This is a genomic window from Pseudonocardia xinjiangensis (genome assembly GCF_012911925.1).
Taxonomy (GTDB): Bacteria; Actinomycetota; Actinomycetes; order Mycobacteriales; family Pseudonocardiaceae; genus Pseudonocardia; species Pseudonocardia xinjiangensis.
In genome coordinates this window covers 18,227-39,233 of record NZ_JAAXKY010000001.1, presented here as the reverse complement: position 1 = coordinate 39,233, position 21,007 = coordinate 18,227, and the positions used below count along the sequence as shown (strand labels likewise).

General features: G+C 72.3%; 20 protein-coding genes. 12 read left to right on the top strand and 8 right to left on the bottom strand.

What is annotated here, in order from left to right; genetic code table 11:
- Positions 1-11 precede the first annotated feature (11 nt).
- The 4 genes from HF577_RS00165 (at position 12) to HF577_RS00150 (ending at position 2,001) form a co-directional block, all read left to right on the top strand.
- Positions 12-800, top strand: a complete 789-nt coding sequence (locus HF577_RS00165) for a PrsW family intramembrane metalloprotease (RefSeq protein ID WP_246265118.1) — start codon at positions 12-14, stop codon at positions 798-800.
- 42 nt (positions 801-842) lie between these two features.
- Complete coding sequence (locus HF577_RS00160; RefSeq protein ID WP_169393628.1) at positions 843-1,256, top strand: hypothetical protein; 414 nt, start codon at positions 843-845, stop codon at positions 1,254-1,256.
- A 111-nt stretch (positions 1,257-1,367) separates the two neighbouring features.
- Positions 1,368-1,736, top strand: a complete 369-nt coding sequence (locus tag HF577_RS00155) for a DUF1622 domain-containing protein (protein ID WP_169393627.1) — start codon at positions 1,368-1,370, stop codon at positions 1,734-1,736.
- A gap of 88 nt (positions 1,737-1,824) precedes the next feature.
- Entirely contained in the window at positions 1,825-2,001 is a 177-nt protein-coding gene (locus HF577_RS00150) for a nitrile hydratase subunit alpha (protein ID WP_211173575.1), read from the top strand.
- Between the two features lie 225 nt (positions 2,002-2,226).
- On the opposite strand, the gene HF577_RS00145 is transcribed toward HF577_RS00150, so the two are convergent.
- The 3 genes from HF577_RS00145 to HF577_RS00135 all read right to left on the bottom strand — a co-directional run bounded on the left by HF577_RS00145 (position 2,227) and on the right by HF577_RS00135 (position 5,704).
- Positions 2,227-3,789 (bottom strand): sulfatase-like hydrolase/transferase, encoded by a 1,563-nt coding sequence (locus tag HF577_RS00145; protein WP_312858847.1) that lies wholly within the window; start codon positions 3,787-3,789, stop codon positions 2,227-2,229.
- 331 nt (positions 3,790-4,120) lie between these two features.
- Entirely contained in the window at positions 4,121-4,453 is a 333-nt protein-coding gene (locus HF577_RS00140) for a hypothetical protein (protein ID WP_169393626.1), read from the bottom strand.
- A gap of 36 nt (positions 4,454-4,489) precedes the next feature.
- Positions 4,490-5,704, bottom strand: a complete 1,215-nt coding sequence (locus HF577_RS00135) for a PQQ-dependent sugar dehydrogenase (protein WP_169393625.1) — start codon at positions 5,702-5,704, stop codon at positions 4,490-4,492.
- Between the two features lie 103 nt (positions 5,705-5,807).
- On the opposite strand from HF577_RS00135, the gene HF577_RS00130 reads away from it, so the two are divergent.
- Positions 5,808-6,503 (top strand): TetR/AcrR family transcriptional regulator, encoded by a 696-nt coding sequence (locus HF577_RS00130; RefSeq protein WP_169393624.1) that lies wholly within the window; start codon positions 5,808-5,810, stop codon positions 6,501-6,503.
- A gap of 20 nt (positions 6,504-6,523) precedes the next feature.
- Here HF577_RS00130 and HF577_RS00125 read toward each other — a convergent pair whose 3' ends face one another.
- Entirely contained in the window at positions 6,524-7,456 is a 933-nt protein-coding gene (locus tag HF577_RS00125; protein ID WP_169393623.1) for an NADP-dependent oxidoreductase, read from the bottom strand.
- A gap of 49 nt (positions 7,457-7,505) precedes the next feature.
- On the opposite strand from HF577_RS00125, the gene HF577_RS00120 reads away from it, so the two are divergent.
- From HF577_RS00120 to HF577_RS00095, 6 genes are all read left to right on the top strand, one after another.
- Positions 7,506-8,138: a TetR/AcrR family transcriptional regulator gene (locus HF577_RS00120; protein ID WP_169393622.1), complete on the top strand. Its 633-nt coding sequence runs from the start codon at positions 7,506-7,508 to the stop codon at positions 8,136-8,138.
- A 402-nt stretch (positions 8,139-8,540) separates the two neighbouring features.
- Positions 8,541-9,683 carry a Gfo/Idh/MocA family protein gene (locus HF577_RS00115; protein ID WP_169393621.1) on the top strand — a complete coding sequence of 381 codons (1,143 nt, stop codon included), beginning with the start codon at positions 8,541-8,543 and terminating at the stop codon, positions 9,681-9,683.
- On the top strand, positions 9,680-10,675 hold the full coding sequence (locus HF577_RS00110; protein ID WP_169393620.1) for an SDR family NAD(P)-dependent oxidoreductase: 996 nt from the start codon (positions 9,680-9,682) through the stop codon (positions 10,673-10,675). The genes HF577_RS00115 and HF577_RS00110 overlap by 4 nt, the downstream gene beginning before the upstream one ends.
- 46 nt (positions 10,676-10,721) lie before the next feature.
- The gene (locus HF577_RS00105) at positions 10,722-11,861 is read left to right on the top strand and encodes a DegT/DnrJ/EryC1/StrS family aminotransferase (protein WP_246265117.1); all 1,140 of its coding nucleotides are present in this window, start codon (positions 10,722-10,724) and stop codon (positions 11,859-11,861) included.
- 64 nt (positions 11,862-11,925) lie between these two features.
- Positions 11,926-13,053: a DegT/DnrJ/EryC1/StrS family aminotransferase gene (locus HF577_RS00100; RefSeq protein WP_312858846.1), complete on the top strand. Its 1,128-nt coding sequence runs from the start codon at positions 11,926-11,928 to the stop codon at positions 13,051-13,053.
- Positions 13,050-13,616, top strand: a complete 567-nt coding sequence (locus HF577_RS00095; RefSeq protein ID WP_169393619.1) for an acyltransferase — start codon at positions 13,050-13,052, stop codon at positions 13,614-13,616. The genes HF577_RS00100 and HF577_RS00095 overlap by 4 nt, the downstream gene beginning before the upstream one ends.
- 3 nt (positions 13,617-13,619) lie before the next feature.
- Here HF577_RS00095 and HF577_RS00090 read toward each other — a convergent pair whose 3' ends face one another.
- From HF577_RS00090 to HF577_RS00080, 3 genes are all read right to left on the bottom strand, one after another.
- Positions 13,620-14,930 (bottom strand): glycosyltransferase, encoded by a 1,311-nt coding sequence (locus HF577_RS00090; protein ID WP_169393618.1) that lies wholly within the window; start codon positions 14,928-14,930, stop codon positions 13,620-13,622.
- Complete coding sequence (locus tag HF577_RS00085; RefSeq protein WP_169393617.1) at positions 14,927-16,363, bottom strand: lipopolysaccharide biosynthesis protein; 1,437 nt, start codon at positions 16,361-16,363, stop codon at positions 14,927-14,929. Before HF577_RS00085 ends, HF577_RS00090 begins: the two co-directional genes overlap by 4 nt.
- 124 nt (positions 16,364-16,487) lie before the next feature.
- Positions 16,488-18,077 carry an ArnT family glycosyltransferase gene (locus tag HF577_RS00080; protein WP_169393616.1) on the bottom strand — a complete coding sequence of 530 codons (1,590 nt, stop codon included), beginning with the start codon at positions 18,075-18,077 and terminating at the stop codon, positions 16,488-16,490.
- A 229-nt stretch (positions 18,078-18,306) separates the two neighbouring features.
- Here HF577_RS00080 and HF577_RS00075 point away from each other — a divergent pair, with 229 nt between their 5' ends.
- A complete protein-coding gene (locus tag HF577_RS00075) occupies positions 18,307-19,167 on the top strand; it encodes a polysaccharide deacetylase family protein (protein WP_169393615.1) in 861 nt (286 codons plus the stop codon).
- 15 nt (positions 19,168-19,182) lie between these two features.
- Here HF577_RS00075 and HF577_RS00070 read toward each other — a convergent pair whose 3' ends face one another.
- Positions 19,183-20,631, bottom strand: a complete 1,449-nt coding sequence (locus HF577_RS00070; RefSeq protein ID WP_169393614.1) for a glycosyltransferase — start codon at positions 20,629-20,631, stop codon at positions 19,183-19,185.
- Positions 20,632-21,007: the final 376 nt, after the last annotated feature.

Sequence of the window (21,007 nt, the reverse complement as noted above, 5' to 3'; positions counted from 1 at the left end):
ATGGCATGCACATGACGCGGCGCTGGGCCTGGCTGGGGGTGCTGGTCGTCGGGCTGCTGCTGTTCGAGGCCGTCCGACACACCCTCATCGACACGGGGAACCCGAACCTCGTGCCGGCGCTCATCCTGCTCGGTGCGGCCGTCGTACCGGTCACGTTCGTCGCGTTCATCGCGGGCCGGAGGCTGCAGTACGGGGTCGGCAGCGCGACGATCGGGCTCACGGCCCTGTTCGGCGGTGTGGTCGGCGTGGTCACCGCGGGGACGCTCGAGTACGACACGCTGCGCGACCTCGACGTCGTGCCCATGATCGCCGTCGGGTTCATCGAGGAGGCCGCCAAGCTCGTCGTCCCCGTCGTGCTCCTGTTCGTCATCCGGCCCCGCCATCCCGCGGACGGGCTGGTGCTGGGTGTCGCGTCCGGCGCTGGTTTCGCCGTGCTGGAGACCATGGGCTACGCGTTCGTGGTGCTCGTCGAGTCCGGCGGCAACCTCGCCGCGGTCGACGGTGTGCTGCTGTTGCGAGGCCTGTTGAGCCCCGCGGCGCACATGGCATGGACGGGCCTCACAGCCGCAGCGCTGTGGCGCGCCGCTGGCCAGGGCTGGTCGGCCAGGACGATCGGCGGTTTCGTCCTCGTCTTCCTCGCCGCGGTGGCGTTGCACACCGCATGGGACAGCATCGGGAGCACGGTCGGGTTCGTCGTCCTCGCGGCGATCAGTCTCTGGCTGCTGACGTACGCGGCGCATCGGCTGGGCCAACACCAGTCCCGGAGCCTGCGTCCGGCGCACGGCGTCAGTCCGCACTGACGGCTGGACGATGGTGCACACCGCAGTCGGAGGGAGATTCTCGTGAGTGATCGACGACTGGTTGCTGCCGCCCTGCTCGGCCTCGGCGGAGGTCTGCGGTCCTTCGCGCCACCCGTGGCACTGGCCCTGCACGGTCGTGGGCCCCTCGCCGGAGCTGCCCGGTTCATCGCCTTCGGTGCAGCTGTCGGCGAGGTCATCGCGGACAAGCAGCCGCAGATGGGCAGCCGGCTGGCCCCGCGGGGCCTGGGGCTACGGCTCGGTTTCTCGAGCACCGGGGGAGGTGATCTGGGCGGCTGGGAGGGCGCGGGGATCGCCGCGGTCGCGGCGCTGGCCGCCGCGTTCGCCGGCTCGCGGCTGCGGACGACGGTGCAGGGCCGACCGGCTCAGCTGGCGGCGGCGGTCGCGGAGGACGCGCTCAGTTACGGGCTCGTCCTCGCCGCGGTCCGCATGCGGTGACCACTCACCACATGAGGTGAAGCGATCGGCCGTGGGTGGTGGGAGGCCCGTGGCCGGCCGCAGGCTGCGTAGCGGTCCGCCGATGAGCGGGTCGATGACGGAGGAGAACCGGTGCAGTTCCAACACGTGGTGGAGCTGGTGGGTACGGCCGTCGATGCCGTGGGGGTGGCCACGATCGTCGTGGGAACGGTCGTGGCGAGCGTTCTCGCGGCTCTCGGGCTGGCCCACCGGCGGGCAGATGTGTACAGCGACTATCGCCGTCGCCTCGGCCGGTCGATCCTTCTCGGGCTGGAGTTCCTCGTTGCCGGCGACATCATCCGGACCGTCGCGGTCTCACCGACCTACGCGAGCGTCGGGGTGCTGGCTCTGATCGTGGCCATCCGCACCTTCCTCAGCTTCTCGCTGGAGCTGGAGATCACCGGGCGGTGGCCGTGGCAGAAGACTGTCGACGTGAACGCCGGCGCTCGACCAGCCCGGTAGCTCCCCGATCCGCCGGTTCATCGGGTCCGGGATCGGACCCCGCCTATCGGGCGCGGGTGGCAGGGAACCGCGCACGCTGCTGTCCGAGATGGGCCTGGAGCTCGCCGACGACGTGCAGATCAGGGTGCACGACTCCAGCAGCGAGGTGCGTTGGCTGGTGCTGCCCGAACGTCCGGCCGGTACCGAGGGCCTCACCGAGGACGAGCTCGTGCCGCTGGTCACCCGGGACGAAATGGTCGGTGTGGCCAAGGCCAGCGCGCCATGACCGCCCCGCTGGACCTCGACGCTCGTCGCCCGGATCGCGGCCTGGGAGGCCGCCGCCACCGGGGACGAGAGCTGGAACTACTACGTGCACTGGCTGGGCGCGCTGGAGGATGTGCCGGCAGGCCGGGACCCGCGGTTCGCCGACGAGGTCACCGCGCGAGCCAGGACGTCGGTCCAGCGCCCCGCCGGTCACGACCACAACCACGACCACTGTTGGGCCGCCTGCCTACGGGCCGAAGGCGGTCAGGAACCGGTCGCGGAAGGACTCCATGGGCCAGACCGGAGCCTGCGGGCCGGGCCGCAGCCCGTCCTGCCATCCCCACCCCGCGGTCCGGTCCAGGACGGCGCGGTCCCGGGTGACGATCGTGATCGGGACGTCCCGGCCGGTGCCGTCCCCGGCGACGAAGGCAGCGGGCTGGTGGTCGCCGAGGAAGACCAGCACCAGATCGTCGTCGCCGTGGGTCTGCACGTACGACACGAGGGTCGACAGCGAGTACTCGATGGAGCGGCGGTACCCGTCGCGCATGCGGTCGGGGTCGCTCTCGACGGCCTGCACGGGATCGTTCTGCCCGGCGCCCGGGCGGTCGTACACCGAACCGTCGCCGACGGCGTCCCAGTCGAGGAGCCGGGGGACCTTCGCCCACGGCCAGTGGCTGGAGACGAGGGGGATCTCGGCCATGAGCGGCCCGCGGTCCGGCTTGCTGCGCTCGGCCTGCTCGAAGGCCGACAGCGTGTACTGGTCGGGGGTCTGGAAGCCGGAGTAGGTCTCCGACCGGTTGCCGAGGTTGGCGGAGTCGTAGCTCCGCTCGAAGCCGTAGAACTCCTTCTCCGGCCAGGGGCCGGTGTTGGACGGCATGACCGAGACGGTCTGCCAGCCGCCGCGCCGGAACGCGCTCGTGAGGGTCAGGCGGTCGCTCGTGACGAGCTTGTCGAAGCTGTGCTGGTTGGTGACCCGCAGCCCGGAGAGCAGCGTGGCGTGCGCCAGCCAGCTGCCGCCGCCTGCCACCGAGGACGTGAGGTAGGCGCTGCGGGAGGCGAACCCGGCCGCGTTCAGCGTGCGGGTGCCGTCGTCGAGGACGGCACCGACCGTCGGCGCGAACTCCGGGCTCTCCAGCGCCGAGCGCCCGTAGCTCTCGACGTAGGCGAGGACGACGTCCTTGCCGCGCAGCGCGGTCAGCAGGTCAGCGTCCGGTGTGCCGCTGAAGGGGTCCGACGCGGCCTGTTCGTCGAAGATCTGCTGGTCCCGCAGGCTGGTGGACACCTGCTCGGCAGTCTGGACGCCGAGTGCGACGGCGCTCCTGGCCGCCACGGGCACGGGCGCGACGATCTGGGCACCGAACGCGACGCAGGCGAGCCAGGCGGCGGTGAGCACCGCGACGGTCCGGATCGAGGCGGTCCGGTGACGGGCCGCGAGGCTCGCCAGGCGCCGGACGGACAGGGCCATGAGCACGACCAGGGCGGCGGCCGCGACGAGCGCGCCGACCGCGGCGCTGATCGCGCCGGTCCGGCCCATCGAGTCCTCGACCAGCGTCGCGCCACTGACCAGCTGCGACCAGTCGAAGATCGGGTCGAACGGCCGGGACAGGATCGCGAGGAAGCCCATCTGCAGCACCCGCAGCAGCGTCAGCAGGCCGAGCACCGCCCCGGCGACGAGGGCCACCACCCGACGGGCCCGCGGGGGCAGGACGATCAGGAGCGCGACGCCGAGCAGCCCTTCGATCGGGATGCGCAGGAGCGCAGGCAGGCTGACCTGTCCTACCTCCCGCGGCGCGACGAGGGCGACGAACACCAGTACCCCGGCCAGGCACGTGAGAACCGCCGGGATCGCGGCGCGTCGGGATCGTTTGTCGCTCCGGGCTGCCGTGGCACCCCCTGCCGGCTCGTTCCGAGCGTGCGGGCGGGGTGGGGTGCGAAGCGACAAGCTGGAGATCCTTCCTGTGCGGCGGTCCGGTGCCCGTGGTTCGGCGGGCGGGAGATGCCTCCCGCGCAGCACGGGGGGACCGGTCCACGTGATCGACGGACCGGATCAGAGTCGCTGGATGATGTTCGATCCACACTGTTCGCACGGATCCGGCGAACCGGAGGTTCACCTGATTCCGCCTCGGGATCACACCTGGGTTCTAGGGAGCGGCCGGAGGGTCGTCCTCGTCGAGCCCCGCGACGATCAACGTGAAGTCGACGTTCGTCTCGACATGTTCCTGGTACTGGGCCAGCACGTCCTCCACGGGATCGCCCTCCGCGCGGGCGAGGTTCTCGAAACCCGCGGCCGCCGCCCGGGCCAGGAAGAGGCCGGCGATCTCGACGGCACGGTGCCCGTGTTCCTCGCCGAGGGCCTCGAGCAGCTCGACGACCGCGTTGCCGGAGCCTTCGAACCTGTTCTCGTGCTCGGCCACGACGAGCCGGATGGCGCCCATGGCCGTGTTGACGGCAGCGGTGATGCCTTCGTGTCTCACGCCTGGACGGTAGGGCAGGAGACGCCGTCCCACCCGTTATCCGGCCAGCTCGACGCGGAGGATGCGGTCGTCGCCGGGGCGCGGGTCGGTGCCGCCCCAGGTCGCCTCGTCGGTGTTGGAGGTGACGATCCACAGCGCGCCGTCCGGCGCCGCCTCGACCGCGCGGATCCGCCCGTGCTCGCCGACGAAGTGGGAGACGGGGGGCCCGGCAGCCTGCCCGGCGCTCACCGGGAGCTGCCAGAGCCGCTGCCCGGACAGCGCCCCCATCCACAGCGAGTTGCCGGCGAAGGCGATGCCCGACGGCGAGGCCTCATCCGGATGCAGGGCGAAGATCGGCGGCTCGCCGGTCGACCCGTCGACGCCCTCGGCCCCGGGCCAGCCGTAGTCCAGGCCGGGGCGCAGCACGTTGACCTCGTCCCAGGTGCGGTGGCCGAGCTCCGAGGCGTACACCGTGCCATCGGGGCCGAAGGCGATCCCCTGCACGTTGCGATGGCCCAGCGAGTACACCGCGGTGCCGTCCGGGTTGCCCGGGGGCACCGAACCGTCGGGCCGGATCCGCAGCACCTTGCCGTTGAGTGACCCGGGGTCGGGGGAGCGGTTCTCCTCGAAGGCGTCGCCGGTGCCGATCCACAGGTTGCCGTCCGGGTCGACGGCCAGCTTGCCCCCGTGATGACGGTCCGCCGTGCCGATCCCGTCCAGCACGGTCCGCCCGGGGGTCATGGAGCGCAGGTCCGCACCCACGTGTACCGCGACGACCCGGTTGGCCGGGGTGGCGGAGACGTAGGCGTAGACGGTGCGGTCGACGGCGAAGCCGGGGGAGGCGGCGATGCCCAGCAGGCCCCCTTCGGCGCTCTCGGTCACGCCCGGGACCGTCCCGAGCCGCGTCACCGGCCCACCCTCGGCCGGGACGTGGCTGATCTCCCCGGAATCGCGGCTCGACACCAGGGCCGAGCCGTCCGGCAGGAACGTCAGGCCCCACGGCATGCGGAGCCCCGAGGCGATCTCGGTGACGCGCCCGGGCGTCGACGTGTCGACGGGCGCGACGGGTCCCCGTGGTGCGGCGGTCACCGGCGGGACGACCGGACTGACGGCGGGAGCACTGTTGTCGTCGGCGTAGTTCCGGGCGGGAGGGGCGGCGCTGCCGGGGCGGCCGGAGTCGGACCCGCCCCCTCCGGCCGCACATCCCGCCGCCAGCGTGAGTACGGCCAGCGCCGGCAACGCGGTACGAAGTCCTCTCGCGATCCCTCTCATGGCCAACTCTCCTGCTCGACGGCAGCGTGCTTCCGCCGGTAACTGAAACACGCTGCCGACGTCAGCGCAACATCGCTAACATTGAGCTGTTACCGTTGGCAGCATGGAAGCGACGGTCACCCGGGAGCGCATCGTGGACGCAGCCGCGGCGTTGCTGGCCGAGGGTGGGCGGGAGGCGGTGTCCACCCGCGCGGTGAGCGCGGCCGCCGGCGTGCAGGCGCCGACGATCTACCGGATCTTCGGTGACAAGCAGGGCCTGCTCGACGCGGTCGCCAGCCGCGGTGTCGCCGACTACCTGCGCGGCAAGACCGCGCGTGAGCGCGACCCGGACCCGGTGCAGGACCTGCGGCGGGGCTTCGACCTGCACGTCGGCTTCGGCCTGGCTCATCCCGCGCTCTACGCGCTGATCTACGGCGAGCCGCGGCCGGGCGTCGAGTCCGCCGCCAAGCGCGAGGCGACCGCCGTGCTCGCCGGCATGATCCGGCGCATCGCCGAGGCCGGTCGGCTGCGTGTGAGCGAGGAACGTGCAGTGCGCCTGGTGCACTCCGCGGGCTGCGGGATCACGTTCACGCTGATCGGGCTGCCTCCCGAGCAGCGCGACCCGGCCCTGTCCGAGCTCGCCCGGGAATCGGTGCTGGCCACCGTCACCACGGACCGGTCGGTCCACGCCGGGTCGGACGCCGGGCCCGTCGCCACGGCGGTCACCCTGCGCGCCGCACTGCCGCAGCTCTCGGCGCTGAGCCGCGCGGAGCGGAGGTTGCTGGGGGAATGGCTCGACCGCCTGGCGGCCGACCTGTAGCAGATCCGGGACCCGCCCGGTCAGAGGGTCAGCACGATCTTTCCCCTGGCGTGCCCGGACTCGCTCAGCTCGTGCGCTGCGGCGGCGTCCTTCAGCTCGAACACCGCGGCCAGGGGCACGGTGAAGCGGCCCTCGTCGGCGAGTGCCGCGGCCACGGCAAGGCTCTCGTAGTGGGGTGCCTCCGTCGCACCGGGCCCGCCGGTGCGGGAGATCTCGACACCGTGCTCGGCGGCGCGGAGGTCAGCGATCGTCACGACGCGCGTCGGACCGCCGGCGATGGCCACGAGGTCGGCCAGCGATCCGGAACCCGCGCAGTCGAGCACGGCATCGACGCCGTGGGGCGCCAGTGCGGCGACCCGGTCGGCCAGGCCGGGCCCGTAGGTGGTCGGGATCGCTCCGAGAGCGGCGAGGAAGCCGTGGTTGGGCTCGCGCGCCGTGCCGAGGACGGTCGCTCCGCGGGCGACGGCGAGCTGGATCGCGACCGTGCCGACACCGCCGGCTGCGCCCTCGACCAGCAGCGTCGTGCCTGCCTCGACACCGAGCCGGTCGAGGGCTCTGGTGGCCGTCTCGACGTTGGCGGCCGCGCCCCCCGCCTGCTCCCAGCTGAAGGACTCCGGCTTCGGGGCCCAGGCCACGAGCACGGCGAACCCGGCCGCCGCACCGCCGAGCCGGGCGATGTCGACGAGGCCGAACACGGCATCGCCCAGCCGGACGCCCGTGACGCCGGCGCCGATCTCGTCGACGATCCCGGCGGCATCCACGCCGGGGACGTGGGGGAGGGCGATCGGAACCATGTCCCGCATCCGGCCCGATCGCAGGTAGTGGTCGCCCGGCGTCACGCCGGCGGCCAGCACGGCGATGCGGATCTGACCGGGACCGGCGTGGGGCTCGTCGACCTCGGCGACGGTGAGGACATCAGGGGGCCCGTACGTCGAGAACTGCAGTGCTTCCATGGCTCGGACGGTAGTGGAACACCGCGTCCACTTAGCTAAAGTGGGAACGGTGACGGAGCGATCGCCTCAGTTCCTGCGCTCGGACGCGCGGGACAACCGCGACCGGATCCTCGAGGTCGCCCGCGCGACATTCGCCCGCGACGGGCTCGACGTGACGATGCGCGAGATCGCCCGCCGGGCCGAGGTCGGGGTGGCCACCCTGTACCGCCGGTTCCCGACGAAGGAAGCGCTCGTCGTCGAGGCGTTCGCGGAGCAGATGGCCACGTGCACGGCCGTCCTCGACGACGCACTCGCCGACCCGGACCCCTGGCACGGCTTCTGCACGGTCATCGAGAAGGTCTGCGTGATGCACGCACTGGACCGCGGCTTCACCGCGGCGTTCGTGTCCGCGTTCCCGAGCGCTGTCGACTTCGGTCAGGCCCGCGACCAGGCACTGCGGTCTCTCGCCGAACTCGCCGCGCGGGCCAGGGAGACGGGAAAGCTCCGTCCCGACTTCGTCGTCGACGACCTGGTCATGGTGTTCATGGCCAACGGCGGGATCCGCGCCACCTCGTCCGCGTCCGCGGTGGCTGCCTCCCGCCGTTTCGCGGCGCTGCTGATCCAGTCGTTCGCCGCCCGCCCCGGCGCCCGCTCCTTGCCGCCGGCGGTCCGCCTCGCGCTGCTGGAGCCCCTCCAGGGCTGACTGCGCGCCGGTAGCTGCCGAGCGGACCGATCATGGTCGTCGCGGTCGGTAACGGGGCGCGGATCACGGCGATAGGCTGAACGTGTGCGTGACGGCCGTTGACGAGCGGCAATTCGACCAAGCTCGGGTGTCGAGCCGATCGCGCACCGTCGCACCCCGTGTCATGAGCGGCGCCCGTCCCGCTCCCGCAGGCGCCGGATCCGGCGGTCCGATGACCATGTCGCGGTCCGCTTCTGTTGACGTTGTACCGTCCAGGGCCGATGACGGGAACGCAGGCCCGTCCCACGTGGCCGACCGGGTCGGGCATCGCTGACGTGATGGGTTGCGCTGGGGGAGCTTCTGCCGGGTGGCGTCCCGTTCTGTCCGACAACTGCCGGGCGAGCAGGGTCACAGCAACTGCTCATGACGTGGCCCGTTGATGCTGTAGCGATCGGCGCGAAGCTCGCGCTGGAGGAGGAACGCGTGGAGAACACGCAGAGTCCCATCGGCCTAGCCGTCGTCGGGGCCGGTTACTGGGGTCCCAACCTCGTACGCAACGCCCAGGCCACTGCGGCCTTCCAACTGCAGTACCTGTGCGACGTCGACGTCGAGCGCGCCCACCGCGTGCTCGGGAAGTACTCCACCGTCCGCGCCTCCGCCTCCCTCGACGAGGTGCTGGCCGACCCGGCCGTGGACGCGGTCGCCGTCGCGACCCCCGCTGCCACCCACCACGCGGTGGTGATGGCGGCGATCGAGGCCGGCAAGCACGTCCTGGTCGAGAAGCCGCTCGCGGCGAGCTTCGTCGAGGGCCGCGAGCTCGTCGAGGCGGCCGAGGAGCGCGGGCTCGTCCTGATGCTTGACCACACCTACTGCTACACGCCCTCGGCCCAGTACCTGCGGGAGCTCGTGCGCGGGGGCGGGCTGGGGACCCTGCAGTACCTCGACTCCGTGCGCATCAACCTCGGTCTCGTGCAGCACGACGTCGACGTGCTGTGGGACCTCGCCCCCCACGACCTGTCGATCTTCCTGTCGATCCTCCCCGACGGCGTCACGCCGGTCTCGGTGTCGGCGCAGGGGTCGGACCCGGTCGGTGCTGGCCGGGCCTGCCTGGCCCATCTCAACGTGCAGATGAACACCGGCGCGATGGCCCACATCCACGTCAACTGGCTCTCGCCCACGAAGATCCGCACCATCGTGATCGGTGGTTCGGCTCGCACGGTGGTGTGGGACGACCTCAACCCGCTGCAGCGGCTGTCGGTGTACGACCGCGGCGTCGACCGGGCCGACCCGGCCGACCTGGGCCGCGACGACCGGGCCGCCACGATCGTCTCCTACCGCACCGGCGACATGGTCGCCCCCGCGCTCAAGGACAAGGAAGCGCTGCGCTCGGTGATGGAGGAGTTCGCCGACTCGATCACGCAGAAGCGCGCGCCGCTCACCGACGGCCGCTCCGGCCTCCAGGTACTCGCCCTGCTGGAAGCGGCCACGGCCAGCCTCCAGCAGGGTGGCGTCTTCATGCCCGTTCTGACCGACCACACGCGTTCCCCCCAGGAGATCTCCCAGTGACCACGAGCACCGGCCAGCCGCTGGCCGCGCAGCGCATCCTCGTCACCGGCGGTGCCGGCACGATCGGCTCCCACGTCGTCGACCTGCTCCTGGAGGCCGACGCCGCTGAGGTCGTCGTCCTCGACAACTTCGCGCGCGGCCGGATGGAGAACCTCGCCGACGCGGTGGCCACGGGCGGCCGCCGGCTCGACGTGGTCACCGGCGACATCAACGACCCCGAGCTCGTGCGCGACCTCATGGACGGCATCGACGTCGTCTTCCACCTGGCTGCGCTGCGCATCACGCAGTGCGCCGAACAGCCGCGGCTCGCACTCGAGTCGCTCGTCGACGGCACGTTCACCGTGATCGAGGCGGCGGTGGCGGCCGGCGTGAAGAAGGTCGTCGCCTCCTCGTCCGCATCGGTGTACGGGCTCGCCGAGTCGTTCCCGACCACCGAGCGCCACCACCCCTACAACAACGACACCTTCTACGGGGCCGCCAAGGCCTTCAACGAGGGCATGCTGCGCAGCTTCCACGCCATGAACGGGCTCGACTACGTCGCGCTGCGGTACTTCAACGTCTACGGCCCCCGCATGGACACCCACGGGCTCTACACCGAGGTGCTGATCCGGTGGATGGAGCGCATCTCGCGCGGCGAGGCGCCGCTGATCTTCGGCGACGGCGCGGCCACGATGGACTTCGTGCACGTCCGCGATATCGCCCGGGCCAACCTGCTCGCGGCGCGCGCCGACGTCACCGACTCCGTCTACAACATCGCCACGAGCACGGAGACCAGCCTCAAGGGGCTGGCCGAGGCCCTGCTCAAGGTCATGGGCTCCGACATGACTCCCGAGCACGGGCCAGAGCGCGCGGTGAACGGGGTGACGCGGCGGCTCGCCGACATCTCCGCCGCGGCCGAGGACCTGGGGTGGACTCCCGAGATCGGTCTCGAGGACGGCCTGGACGACCTGGTCAAGTGGTGGCGCCACGCCGCCCAGCCGGCTGCAGGGTGAGCCCGGCACGTCCCACGAACACCGTCCGTCCGCAGAGAGGTGACCAATGATCCCGGTGATGCGCCCGCTGCTCGGTGAGGAGGAGGCCCAGGCCGTCGCTGACGTCGTCCGCTCCGGCTGGGTCGCCCAAGGACCGAGGGTGGCGGAGTTCGAGAAGGAGTTCGCCGCGTCCGTCGGCGCGGCCCACGGTGTCGCGACGTCGTCCTGCACCACGGCGCTGCACCTCGCCCTGCACGTGCTCGGCGTCGGACCGGGTGACGAGGTGATCGTCCCGTCGCTGTCGTTCATCGCCACGGCCAACGCCGTGCGGTACTGCGGCGCGGTGCCGGTCTTCGCCGATGTCGACCCGCTGACCGGGAACCTCACCCCCGACACGATCACCGCGGTCCGCACGCCGCAGACACGCGCCGTGCTGGTGGTGCACCAGGCCGGCGTGCCGGCCGACGTCCCCGCCATCCGGGCCGCCTGCGGCGAGATCCCCGTGGTCGAGGATGCGGCCTGCGCGGCCGGCTCCACCCTCGGCGGCAAGCCGGTCGGCCACGGCGCACTGATGGCGGCCTGGTCCTTCCACCCCCGCAAGCTCCTGACCACCGGCGAGGGCGGGATGATCACCACCGACGACGCCGACCAGGCGGCGCGGCTGCGGCGGTTGCGCGAACACGGCATGAGCGTGTCCGCGGCCGACCGGCACGCGGGCGGGCGCAACGTCATGGAGGAGTACGGGGAGACGGCGTTCAACTACCGGCTCACCGACATGCAGGCGGCGATGGGCCTGGTCCAGCTGCGGCGCCTGCCGGCGATCGTGGCCCACCGCCGCGAGCGTGCCGACCGCTACCGCGCTCTCCTGGCTCCGCTCGGGCTGCGCACGGTGCGTGACCCCGACAACGCGACGTCCAACGTCCAGTCCTTCTGGGTGGAGCTCCCCGAGGCGGCGCCGCCCGTCAGCGAGGTGCTCACCGCGCTGGCCGAGGCCGGGGTGTCGGCGCGTCGGGGGATCATGGCCGCCCACCTGGAGCCCGCGTACGCGGGGCACCCGCACGGGCCGCTTCCCGTCACCGAGCACCTCACCGCCCGCACGCTGATCCTCCCGCTCCACCACGAGCTGTCCGACGCCGACCAGGACCTCGTGGTGTCGGCCCTCGCCGCGGCGATCGGCCTGCAGAGCGCCGCCCCGTCGTATCGATGAACCCCGGCTCGACGACCCTCGCTGCGATGACCACGACCCACTCGACGACGACCGAGGAACACCTGTGACCAGTACCCTCCCCACCACCGACCCGGTGCCGCTGCTGGACCTGGCGTCCGCCCACGCCGAGGTGGCCGACGAGATCGCCGCCGGATGGGCCGACATCCTGGCGCGCACCGCGTTCGTCGGAGGGCCACGCGTGGCCGCGTTCGAGACCGACTACGCCACGTGGTCCGGGATCCGGCACTGCGTCGGGGTCGGCAACGGCACCGACGCGCTGGAGCTGGCGCTGCGCGCACTGGGCGTGCGGGCGGGTGACGAGTGCATCATGCCGGCCAACACGTTCATCGCCACCGCCGAAGCGGTCGCCAGGGCGGGCGCCACCCCGGTGCTCGTCGACTGCGACGAGGACACCGCGCTCATCGACGTCGAGGCCGCGGCCGCCGCCGTCACCGAGCGCACGCGCGTCGTGCTGCCCGTGCACCTCTACGGGCAGACGGCTGCCGTCGAGGAGCTCCGCGCGGTGCTCCCGGAGGGTGTCGCGATCCTCGAGGACGCCGCGCAGTCGCAGGGCGCGCGCCGGCACGGGGTGGCCGCGGGCAAGCTCGGGGACATCGCGGGCACGAGCTTCTACCCGGGCAAGAACCTCGGCGCCTACGGCGACGCGGGCGCCGTGCTGACCGACCGCGACGACCTCGCCGAGGCCATCCGGCTGCTGCGCGACCACGGCTCCCCGCGCAAGTACGAGCACAGCGTGCTCGGGTTCAACAGCAGGCTCGACGCCCTGCAGGCCGTGGTCCTGTCGGCGAAGCTGCGCCGGCTCGACGACTGGAACGCCGCCCGCCGCGCCGCCGCGGCTCGCTACGACGAGCTCCTGTCCGATGTTGACGGCGTGGTCGGGCCGGTGGTGGCCGAGGGCAACGAGCCGGTCTGGCACCTGTACGTGGTGCGTGTCGCCGAGCGCGCGCGCGTGCTCCGGGAGCTGCACGAGTCCGGAATCGGCGCCGGGATCCACTACCCGGTGCCGGTGCACCGCACCGAGGCCTTCGCCCACCTCGGCCTGGGGTCCGGCGCTTTCCCGGTCACCGAGCGGCTCGCCGACGAGATCATCTCCCTGCCGATGTTCCCCGACATCACCCCGGCACAGCAGGAGCGCGTCGTGTCCGTGCTCGCCGCGGCGGTCCGCCGGTGACCCTCACGGGGGTCCGGGTCCACCCGCAGGGCCTCTGCGAGAGCACGGACGTGGGTCAGGGCACCCGCGTCTGGGCTTTCGCCCACGTCCTCCCCGGGGCCCGCGTCGGCCGCGACTGCAACATCTGCGACGGCGCGTTCGTCGAGGACGGCGCCGTTCTCGGCGACCGGGTGACGGTCAAGAACGGCACGCTGGTCTTCTCCGGGGTGACGTGCGAGGACGAGGTGTTCCTCGGTCCGAACGTGCTGTTCACCAACGACATGCGGCCGCGCGCGGCGATCAAGCGGAGCGGCGACGAGCTGCTGCGCACCACCGTGCGCCGCGGCGCGTCGCTCGGCGCCGGTGTCGTGGTCGTCTGCGGCATCGAGATCGGGGAGAGCGCGTTCGCCGGCGCCGGAGCCGTGGTCACGCGGGACGTGCCAGCGCACGCGTTCGTGGCCGGGAACCCGGCCCGGGTCAAGGGCTGGGTCTGCGCCTGCGGGGAGCGGCTCGGGGACGACCTGGTCTGCCCCGACTGCGGCACGAAGCACGAGCGCGCAGGAGCGGGCCTGCGCGCCCTCTGACGCTCAGCGGACCGGCTCGGGGTCGAACCAGTCGGGCACCGGGTTGACGAACCCGGGCCGGATCCGCTCAGCGCTGTTGAAGACGTCCTCCTGGGCGGTGCCCCGGCGCCGGTTCACCGCGCGCTCGGCCACCCAGGTACCCACCGCCTTGGCCGTGCGCGCGACCTCGCTCAGCGGCGGCGGCCGGTGGTCGGCGAGCACCTGGTCGTACCAGTCCAGCTGCACGTCGATGGCGTGTTCCAGGCTGTAGAACTGGCGCACGAGCGACAGCGCGAAGTCGGCGTTCTCCTTGCGGAGCCCCTCGTCGCCGAGCAGTCGGTCGAGGAGCTGCACGAGCGTGTCCTCGCCCGTGCCGCCGTCGCCGATGCCGTAGAAGCCGTGCCAGCGGAACTGGCGGGCCGACCCGGCGTCGAGGATGCGGAAGAACCCGTGCTCGCCCTGCACCACGCACGGCTTGCCGAAGGCCATCGCCCGCAGCAACGAACCGCCCATGCCCAGCATGACGTCGGCGGCGGCGTAGGCCGAGCGTGGGTCCGGGCGCTGGCCGGTGAGCACGACCACCTCCCGGCCCGCCTGGGCGTTGGTCTTGTCGGCGAGCGCGCGCAGGTCGGGCATGGCCGGGCCGTCGCCCACGAGGACCAGGCGCATCCGGTGGCGCGGCGCGAGCCGGCCCGCGGCCCGGATGGCGGTCTCCAGACCCTCCTGCTTGAGGACGCGGGCGAAGCGGCTCACGACCACGACCAGCAGCTCGTCGTCGGCGGCGCCGATCTCGGTGCGGAACCCGTCGCCGGGGAAGCCCGGGTTCTGGCCGACGCAGTCGGTGGGGATCTCCAGCACGCCGACCCGCCCGCTGCGCGGCCGGACGGCCGCGGCGATCACGGGGTTGCAGACCTGCAGGGGCACCGACCCCGGCATGAAGTCCGGCACCGACATGCTGTTGATCGTCATGGTCATCGGCACCCCGCTGTTGCGGTGCGGGCCGAAGAACGCGAGCAGCGACGGGGTGAGCTCGTAGGCGTGCAGGATGTCCGGCCGGAACATGCGGGTGAGCTCCGAGAGCCTTCGGTAGGACCCCGCTGCCCCGTCCATGCTGTCGAGCTGGATGTGCATGTGGCGGACGCCGCGCTCGCGCAGGACGTCGACGAGGGGTCCGTCCGGGCCGGCGACGAGGACGTCGTGGCCCCGGGCGGCGGCGCCGCACGCGAGGTCGACGGCGTTCATCTGGCTGCCACCGAGGTCGAGCTGGTGGACGGCGACCAGGATGCGCAGCGGACGAGCCACCCGCTTGTCGTGGATCGACGAGGTGGGGTTCACGTTCTACCTTCCGCTCTGACCCAGCCGATGGGCTCGGTCACCGGTTCGGATTCGGGTTCTCCCTGTTGCGCGCCGTCCTGGGCGGCGGCTGCGCGGAAGGCGCGGATCAGCGGGACGGCCGCGATCGCGCAGCCGATGGCCTCCGCGCAGAGGTACGCCACGCCGACCCCGGCCACCCCCAGCGGCCGGACGAGGACCAGGGCGAGGACGACGACGATCACGGCGCTCAGCGTCTGCAGGGCCACGACCCGGCCCATCTGCTGCTTCACCCGGGAGAACGCGATGTACATGCTGTGCACGATCGTGAAGGGCAGCGCCGCGGCCATGAGCCGGAGCAGCGTGGTGCCCTCCTCGGCGTAGGCGTCGCCCAGCAGGGAGAGCAACCACGGGGCGCCGACCAGCAGGAACGGCGTTCCGGTGACCCCGATGAGCCACGAGAGCCGCCACGCGCGGCGCATCAGCGCGGGCCCTTGCCGGACGTCGTTCGACGCCTCGGTGATGTAGGACGACGAGATGTTCCACAGCAGGACCGTGACGGCCTCGCTGATCAGCCACGGGAGCGCGTAGTAGGCGTTGGCCTCGGTGCCGAGCATCGTCACCACGATCAGCGGCATGAACAGCGGCACGATGACCGACGTGGCGCCGGTGGCGTACTCACCGACGAAGAGACCGACGAGCGTGCGCCTGCCCGGCAGCGCGACCGCGCCCTCCTTGGAACCGCGCCGGGGCAGCACGCGCAGCAGGAGCACCGGGGTGACGACGAGAACGGCCAGCGCGGCGGGCGCGACCCACGCGAGCACGATCCCGTTCCGCATCGCCGTGACGGCGAACAGCGCGACGAGCCCCAGCTTCAGGCCCGAGTACAGGAGCTGTTCGATCGGGACCCACCGCGCGGCCTGCATGCCGATCAGGACCCAGTCCTGTAGCGCGAAGAGGGCCAGTATCACGACGAGCAGGGGGAACGCGGCGCGTTCCGAACCGGAACCGAAGAGGGTGTCGTCGGTGAAGAAGAGGACGAAGGCGCCGCCGAGCACCACGGCGACGACGGCCGCCACCCCGTATCCCGCCAGCACCATCGCGCGCGCCCGGTGACCGGCCGACCCGAGGAACCGCGTGAAGAGGAGGCCGACCCCGAGGCTGGCCACGACGCTCATCATCATGGCCGTGGAGATCAGCGCGGAGGACCGGCCCACCTCCTCCGCCGGGTAGCTCGCGGCCACACCCCAGAAGACGAGGCCGAACAGCGCCGTCATCCCCGAGGTGGCCATGAGCGCGATCGCGTTCAGTTCGAGGCCGCCGCCGAGCAGCTTGCGCACGCCGCGCCGGCGATCCTCCGCCGCGGGCTCGGGCCCGTCGGCCGAGACCGCCATGAGGCGGACCGTGGCCTCCAGATCCGGGCGACCGAAGTGGGGAGCGTTGCTGGGCTGCGTCATCCCCGGTGGACCCTCTGGAGGCCTCCGTGCACTGTTTCGGCGTCGACGAGTTGTTTGTCGTCGACATGCACCGCGCGATCGTACAACCCCGGTCGGGTGACCCGATCACCGCGCTCCGAGGTCGTCAGGAGGTGGTGACCGGATGGTCGAGTGCCCACACGGCGCAGCCGTCGGACCCGCTGGACCGGACCTGGGTGGCGTTCGCGCCGAGCCACTGGGACAGCGCGCCACCGGCGGGGACGAGGTCGGAGTCGGGTGCCACGTAGAACCGGGCGCCCTCCTGCCGGTACTGCGCGAGGAGCGCGGGGTCCTGCTGGTCGGCCGCGAGGCTCCACCCCTTCCGGTCGGCCAGGTAGAAGATCACCGGCTCCTGGTAGTTGTTGGGCACCCCGTTCTCCACGCTCCGGCTCGTCGTGCCGACCACGACGAGCTGGCCGGGTGCGGAGACCTGGGTGAGGGCGTCGGCGCAGGTGCCGAAGGCTCCCGCGCTCGACCGGAGGGACTCGGCGAGGACGTTGACCGACTGCGCGCCGAGCGCGACCACCGCGAGCCCGGAGACGACGGCGAACACCGTTGCCGACAGCCTGGGGCGCAGCCACTCCGCCGCCGCGCCGAGGCCGGCGCCGGTGCAGATCGCGGCGTAGGGCAACGAGTAGATGTGGTACTGGATCCCCAGGTCGGAGCTGCTGTAGCGGCCGACGGCGAAGTAGTAGACGACGAGCGCGACCACGCCGCCCACCACGAGCGGGAAGACCGAGCCGGTCGGCGTACCCGCCGAGCGGCGCCGCCACAGCCACACGACGCCGAGCACGGCCAGCGGAACGCCGACCAGCCCGTACACGAAGATCGTCTCGGTCTTGAGGTTCCCGAGGTAGAAGGCCGGGGAGAACCACAGCGCGAGGCTCCCCCACTTGCTGTCGCCGCCGGAGAGCACACCGAAGGTGTTGCCGTACTCGGCGTGCAACCGGGCGCCGTGCCACAGCCACAGCGCCGGCGCCACGAGTGCGGCTACCCCGGCCAGGTAGAGCGACGGGCGCCGCAGGCGCGACGGCGCCGCGAGGGCCAGCCAGATCCCCAGCACCACGCCGATGTGCAGGGACGTCGGCTTGACCAGCGCCGCGGCCGAGGTCGCGGCGGCGGCCGCCACCAGCCAGATCCGGCGGTCCTCCTGCAGCCAGCGGCAGAACGCGAGCAGCGCCAGCAGGTAGCAGGCCAGCACCGTCGCCTCCGGCATGAAGGCGGTGCCGTAGCGCATGAAGGCGGGGGAGACGGCGAAGGCGACCAGCGCCCACCGCGCGACGCGCACCGGCAGCAGCCGCCGGGCGAGTCCCCAGAAGGCGGCCGTGGCGACCAGCATGAACACCAGCGAGACCAGCCGGCCCAGCCAGGCGTGCTCCCCGAAGACCTCGTAGAGCGCCGCACTCAGCCACGGCATCAACGGGAACTCGGTCTCGACGTACCCGGGTCCGGCGCCGCCCCAGTTGATCTGCGGGTAGAACAGCTGCATCCCGCCCGTCGCGAAGTTCCGCGCGATCGTCGCCGTGTCGGACTGGCGCCAGATGTCCCCGGGGTAGGTCAGCGGACCGAAGGCTCGCACCACCGACAGCAGCGTGACGACGGCGACCACGGAGAGCGCCGCCCTGCCGATCGGCTCCCGCCCGGTCGTCGACGGCGGTGCAGGAGGGCGGGTCCGGGGTAGCTGGGCACTGAGCACAACTGAAGGATCTTCATTCGTCCCTGTGGGGACGCTGAGCGTGGGCTTTGTGTTCTCAGTGCACCTTCAGCTTCGTTGTGCATCGGCGACCGCGGGGCTGCGCCCCGGCCCGGTCCGGCCGGGCCCCGAACGGGCCATAGGCTGCGGCGCGCGGTGCCGGGGCTGATCCGAGCCGCTGAACGTCGGAAGCCATGGAGCGACGACCCGGAAATGGAGAGGTGGCTGCTACATGAGCACGGAGTCGACCGGTGAGGCGTCGACCGGCAAGGCAGGGATCAACGCGGCGTCGATCCGCAAGGCGGTGGTCGGTTCGCGCGCGGCGCAGGTCGCCTACGGCTGCGCGGTGACGGGGCGGCTCGGCGTCGAGCGCTGGGCTCTCGCCCGGCGGATGCTCGAATGGGCACCGTCGGCGCGGCGCGGCCGCATCCTCGCCTACCACTCGATCGGCACTCCCTCGTGGGGCGTGAACGACGTCCGCCCACGGGAGTTCGAGCGGCATCTCCAGCTCGCGGCCGACGACGGCTGGAGCTTCGCGACCCCGGCCGAGGTGATGGCCGAACCGGAGAAGCAGCTTCTGGCGCTGACCTTCGACGACGGTGTCACGAGCGTCCTCACGAACGCCGCTCCGGTCCTGCGCCACCACGGCATCCCCGCGACGATGTTCGTCGTCTCCGGATGGGCCGACGGGAAGCACCCCGAGCAGTACCGGCACGTGCTCGACTGGAGGGGCGTGAGAGCGCTCCAGGACTACGGGATCAGCCTCGCGAGCCACTCGGCCACCCACCCCGACTTCGGCCGGATCGGGGCGGCCGAGGCGCGCGCGGAGCTCGAGGTGTCCCGGGAGCGGATGGAGCAGGTGCTCGGCCAGCCCGTCGAGGAGTTCGCGATCCCGTTCGGGCAGTCCCGCAACTGGTCGGACGCGGCACGGGCCGCGGCGGCAGACGTGGGCTACAAGATCGTGTACGCCCAGTCGGTCGACACCCGGCCGGCAGGCACCGTGCCCCGGACGTTCATCACCCGGCTCGACAGCCCCCGCTTGTTCCGCGCCGCGCTGGCCGGCTGTTACGACAACTGGGAAGAGTGGTACTGACGACCACCCGGCCGGCTACCGGCCGCCAGGGCCCCAGACCTTCCTGAGCCGCCGCGCCCGCCGCACGCCCATCAGGTAGGTCGCGGGGCCCTGGAGCATGCCGAGCGCCTCCTGGATCCGCAGCGCACGGGGATAGGGCGCTGCCGCGACCGTGTCCTTCGCCCCGGTGCGGAACTCCGGGCCCAGGACGTGGCGGACGCCGGCCGCTGCCTTCTTGAGCAGGAGCGCGCGCTCCTGCGGCCGGGTCAGCAGCCGCTTGGCGAGCAGAGCGGTCAGCCCGCGGCCGTAACCGCGCATCTGCGCGCTCAGGCCGGCGCCGTCGGCACGGTGGCGGTGGAAGGAGAACGCCGCAGGCTGGTACACGAGCGTGCCGCTCAGGGTGAGCACGTCCAGGAACAGGTCGAGGTCCTCGCCGCCCGCGGCCGGACTGCCTGCGCCGAGTGCCTCGTCGAAGGCCCATCCCGGCGGGAGCGCGCTCTTCCGCAGCGCCATGCTCGCACCGGTGCCGTAGCTGCCCAGCTCGTACGGGAAGAGCGGCGACGCGGCGGGTGACGCGGTGAGGTGGTAGACGCGCCGCTCGGTGCCCCGGCCGAACCCGGCTGCGCACTCGAACCACCACTGCCACAACGACTCGAGCTCCACCGGTTCGACCAGCCCGGTCACGCAGGTGACGGCCGGATCCGCGAACTCGGCGCTGATGCGGCTGAGCCACGACGGCTGGACCACGACGTCGTCGTCGGTGAACGCGATGATGTCGCCCTCGGCGGCGTTCAGGCCGCGGTTGCGCGCGTACGACAGGCCGGGTCGGGGCTCGGGGACGAGCCTGATGCGCGGGTCGTCCGCGTACTGCTCGTGGATGAGCGTGGCCGTGCGGAGGTCGTAGGGCGAGTTGTCCACCACCACGATCTCGAAGTCCGGGTGATCCGACCGCAGCAGGGCGTCGAGGGCGTGCGGGAGGGACGCCGGCCGTCCGCGGGTCGCGAGCACGACGCTGGCCCGGACGCCCGGGAGCGCCGACGGGACCGCGGCGCAGGTGCCGGGGAAGCCGAGCGCCAGCGCCTCGGGGTCGAACGCCGAGCGGGCCGTCTCCGGGTCGACTCCGTCGCGGATCAGGTGATCCATGAGGTGGTCGCCGAGCTCGGCGCAGATCGCCTCGGCGAGCGTCGGCGCCGAGAGCTTGTCGGAGTCGAAGCCGACCCAGACCACCCCGATCGGGATGTCGTGCAGCAGCACCAGCACCCGAACCCCGCAGTAGGGGACGCCGCTCGTCGACGGGAGCCGCTCGAGCGCCTCCAACGGCTCGGCCAGGTCGATGGTGACCACCTGGATCGGCTCGAAGGCGCCGGTGGCCGCTGGGGCGAGCGGTGCGCCGGGTTGCCTCCGGCGACCGTCCCCGAGGGAGCCTGCCGACATCAGCTCGGCGGGCTTCAGCGGCGCAGCAGCGGATTCGGGCGGGGTGTTCATGCAGATTCCTCGATGGCGGGCCGGACGGGGAGTGGGCCGGACAGGGAGCGAGCGACGGATTCGGGCGGGACGACGAGCGGGTGGAGCGGGAGCGGGCCGAACACCTCGCCGGGGTGGGAGCGAGCGGGACGACAATCTAGCCGGACGGGGACCGGGCGGGACGGACCGGAGCCGGGAAGCGCAGCGCCGCTCCGGACCCGGGCGTCCACGGAGTGCTGGTCACGCCTCAGCCCCTTCCTCCGTGTTGTGCCTGAGCATCGTGCTGGTGCGTGTGTGCGGTTCTCGAGCAACCGGACGACCCGCTCACACTGAGCGAAACCCGGCACCCGGACTTTCGTAGATCGACTGCGTGGCGTTACCGCGCAGCTGAACCTCT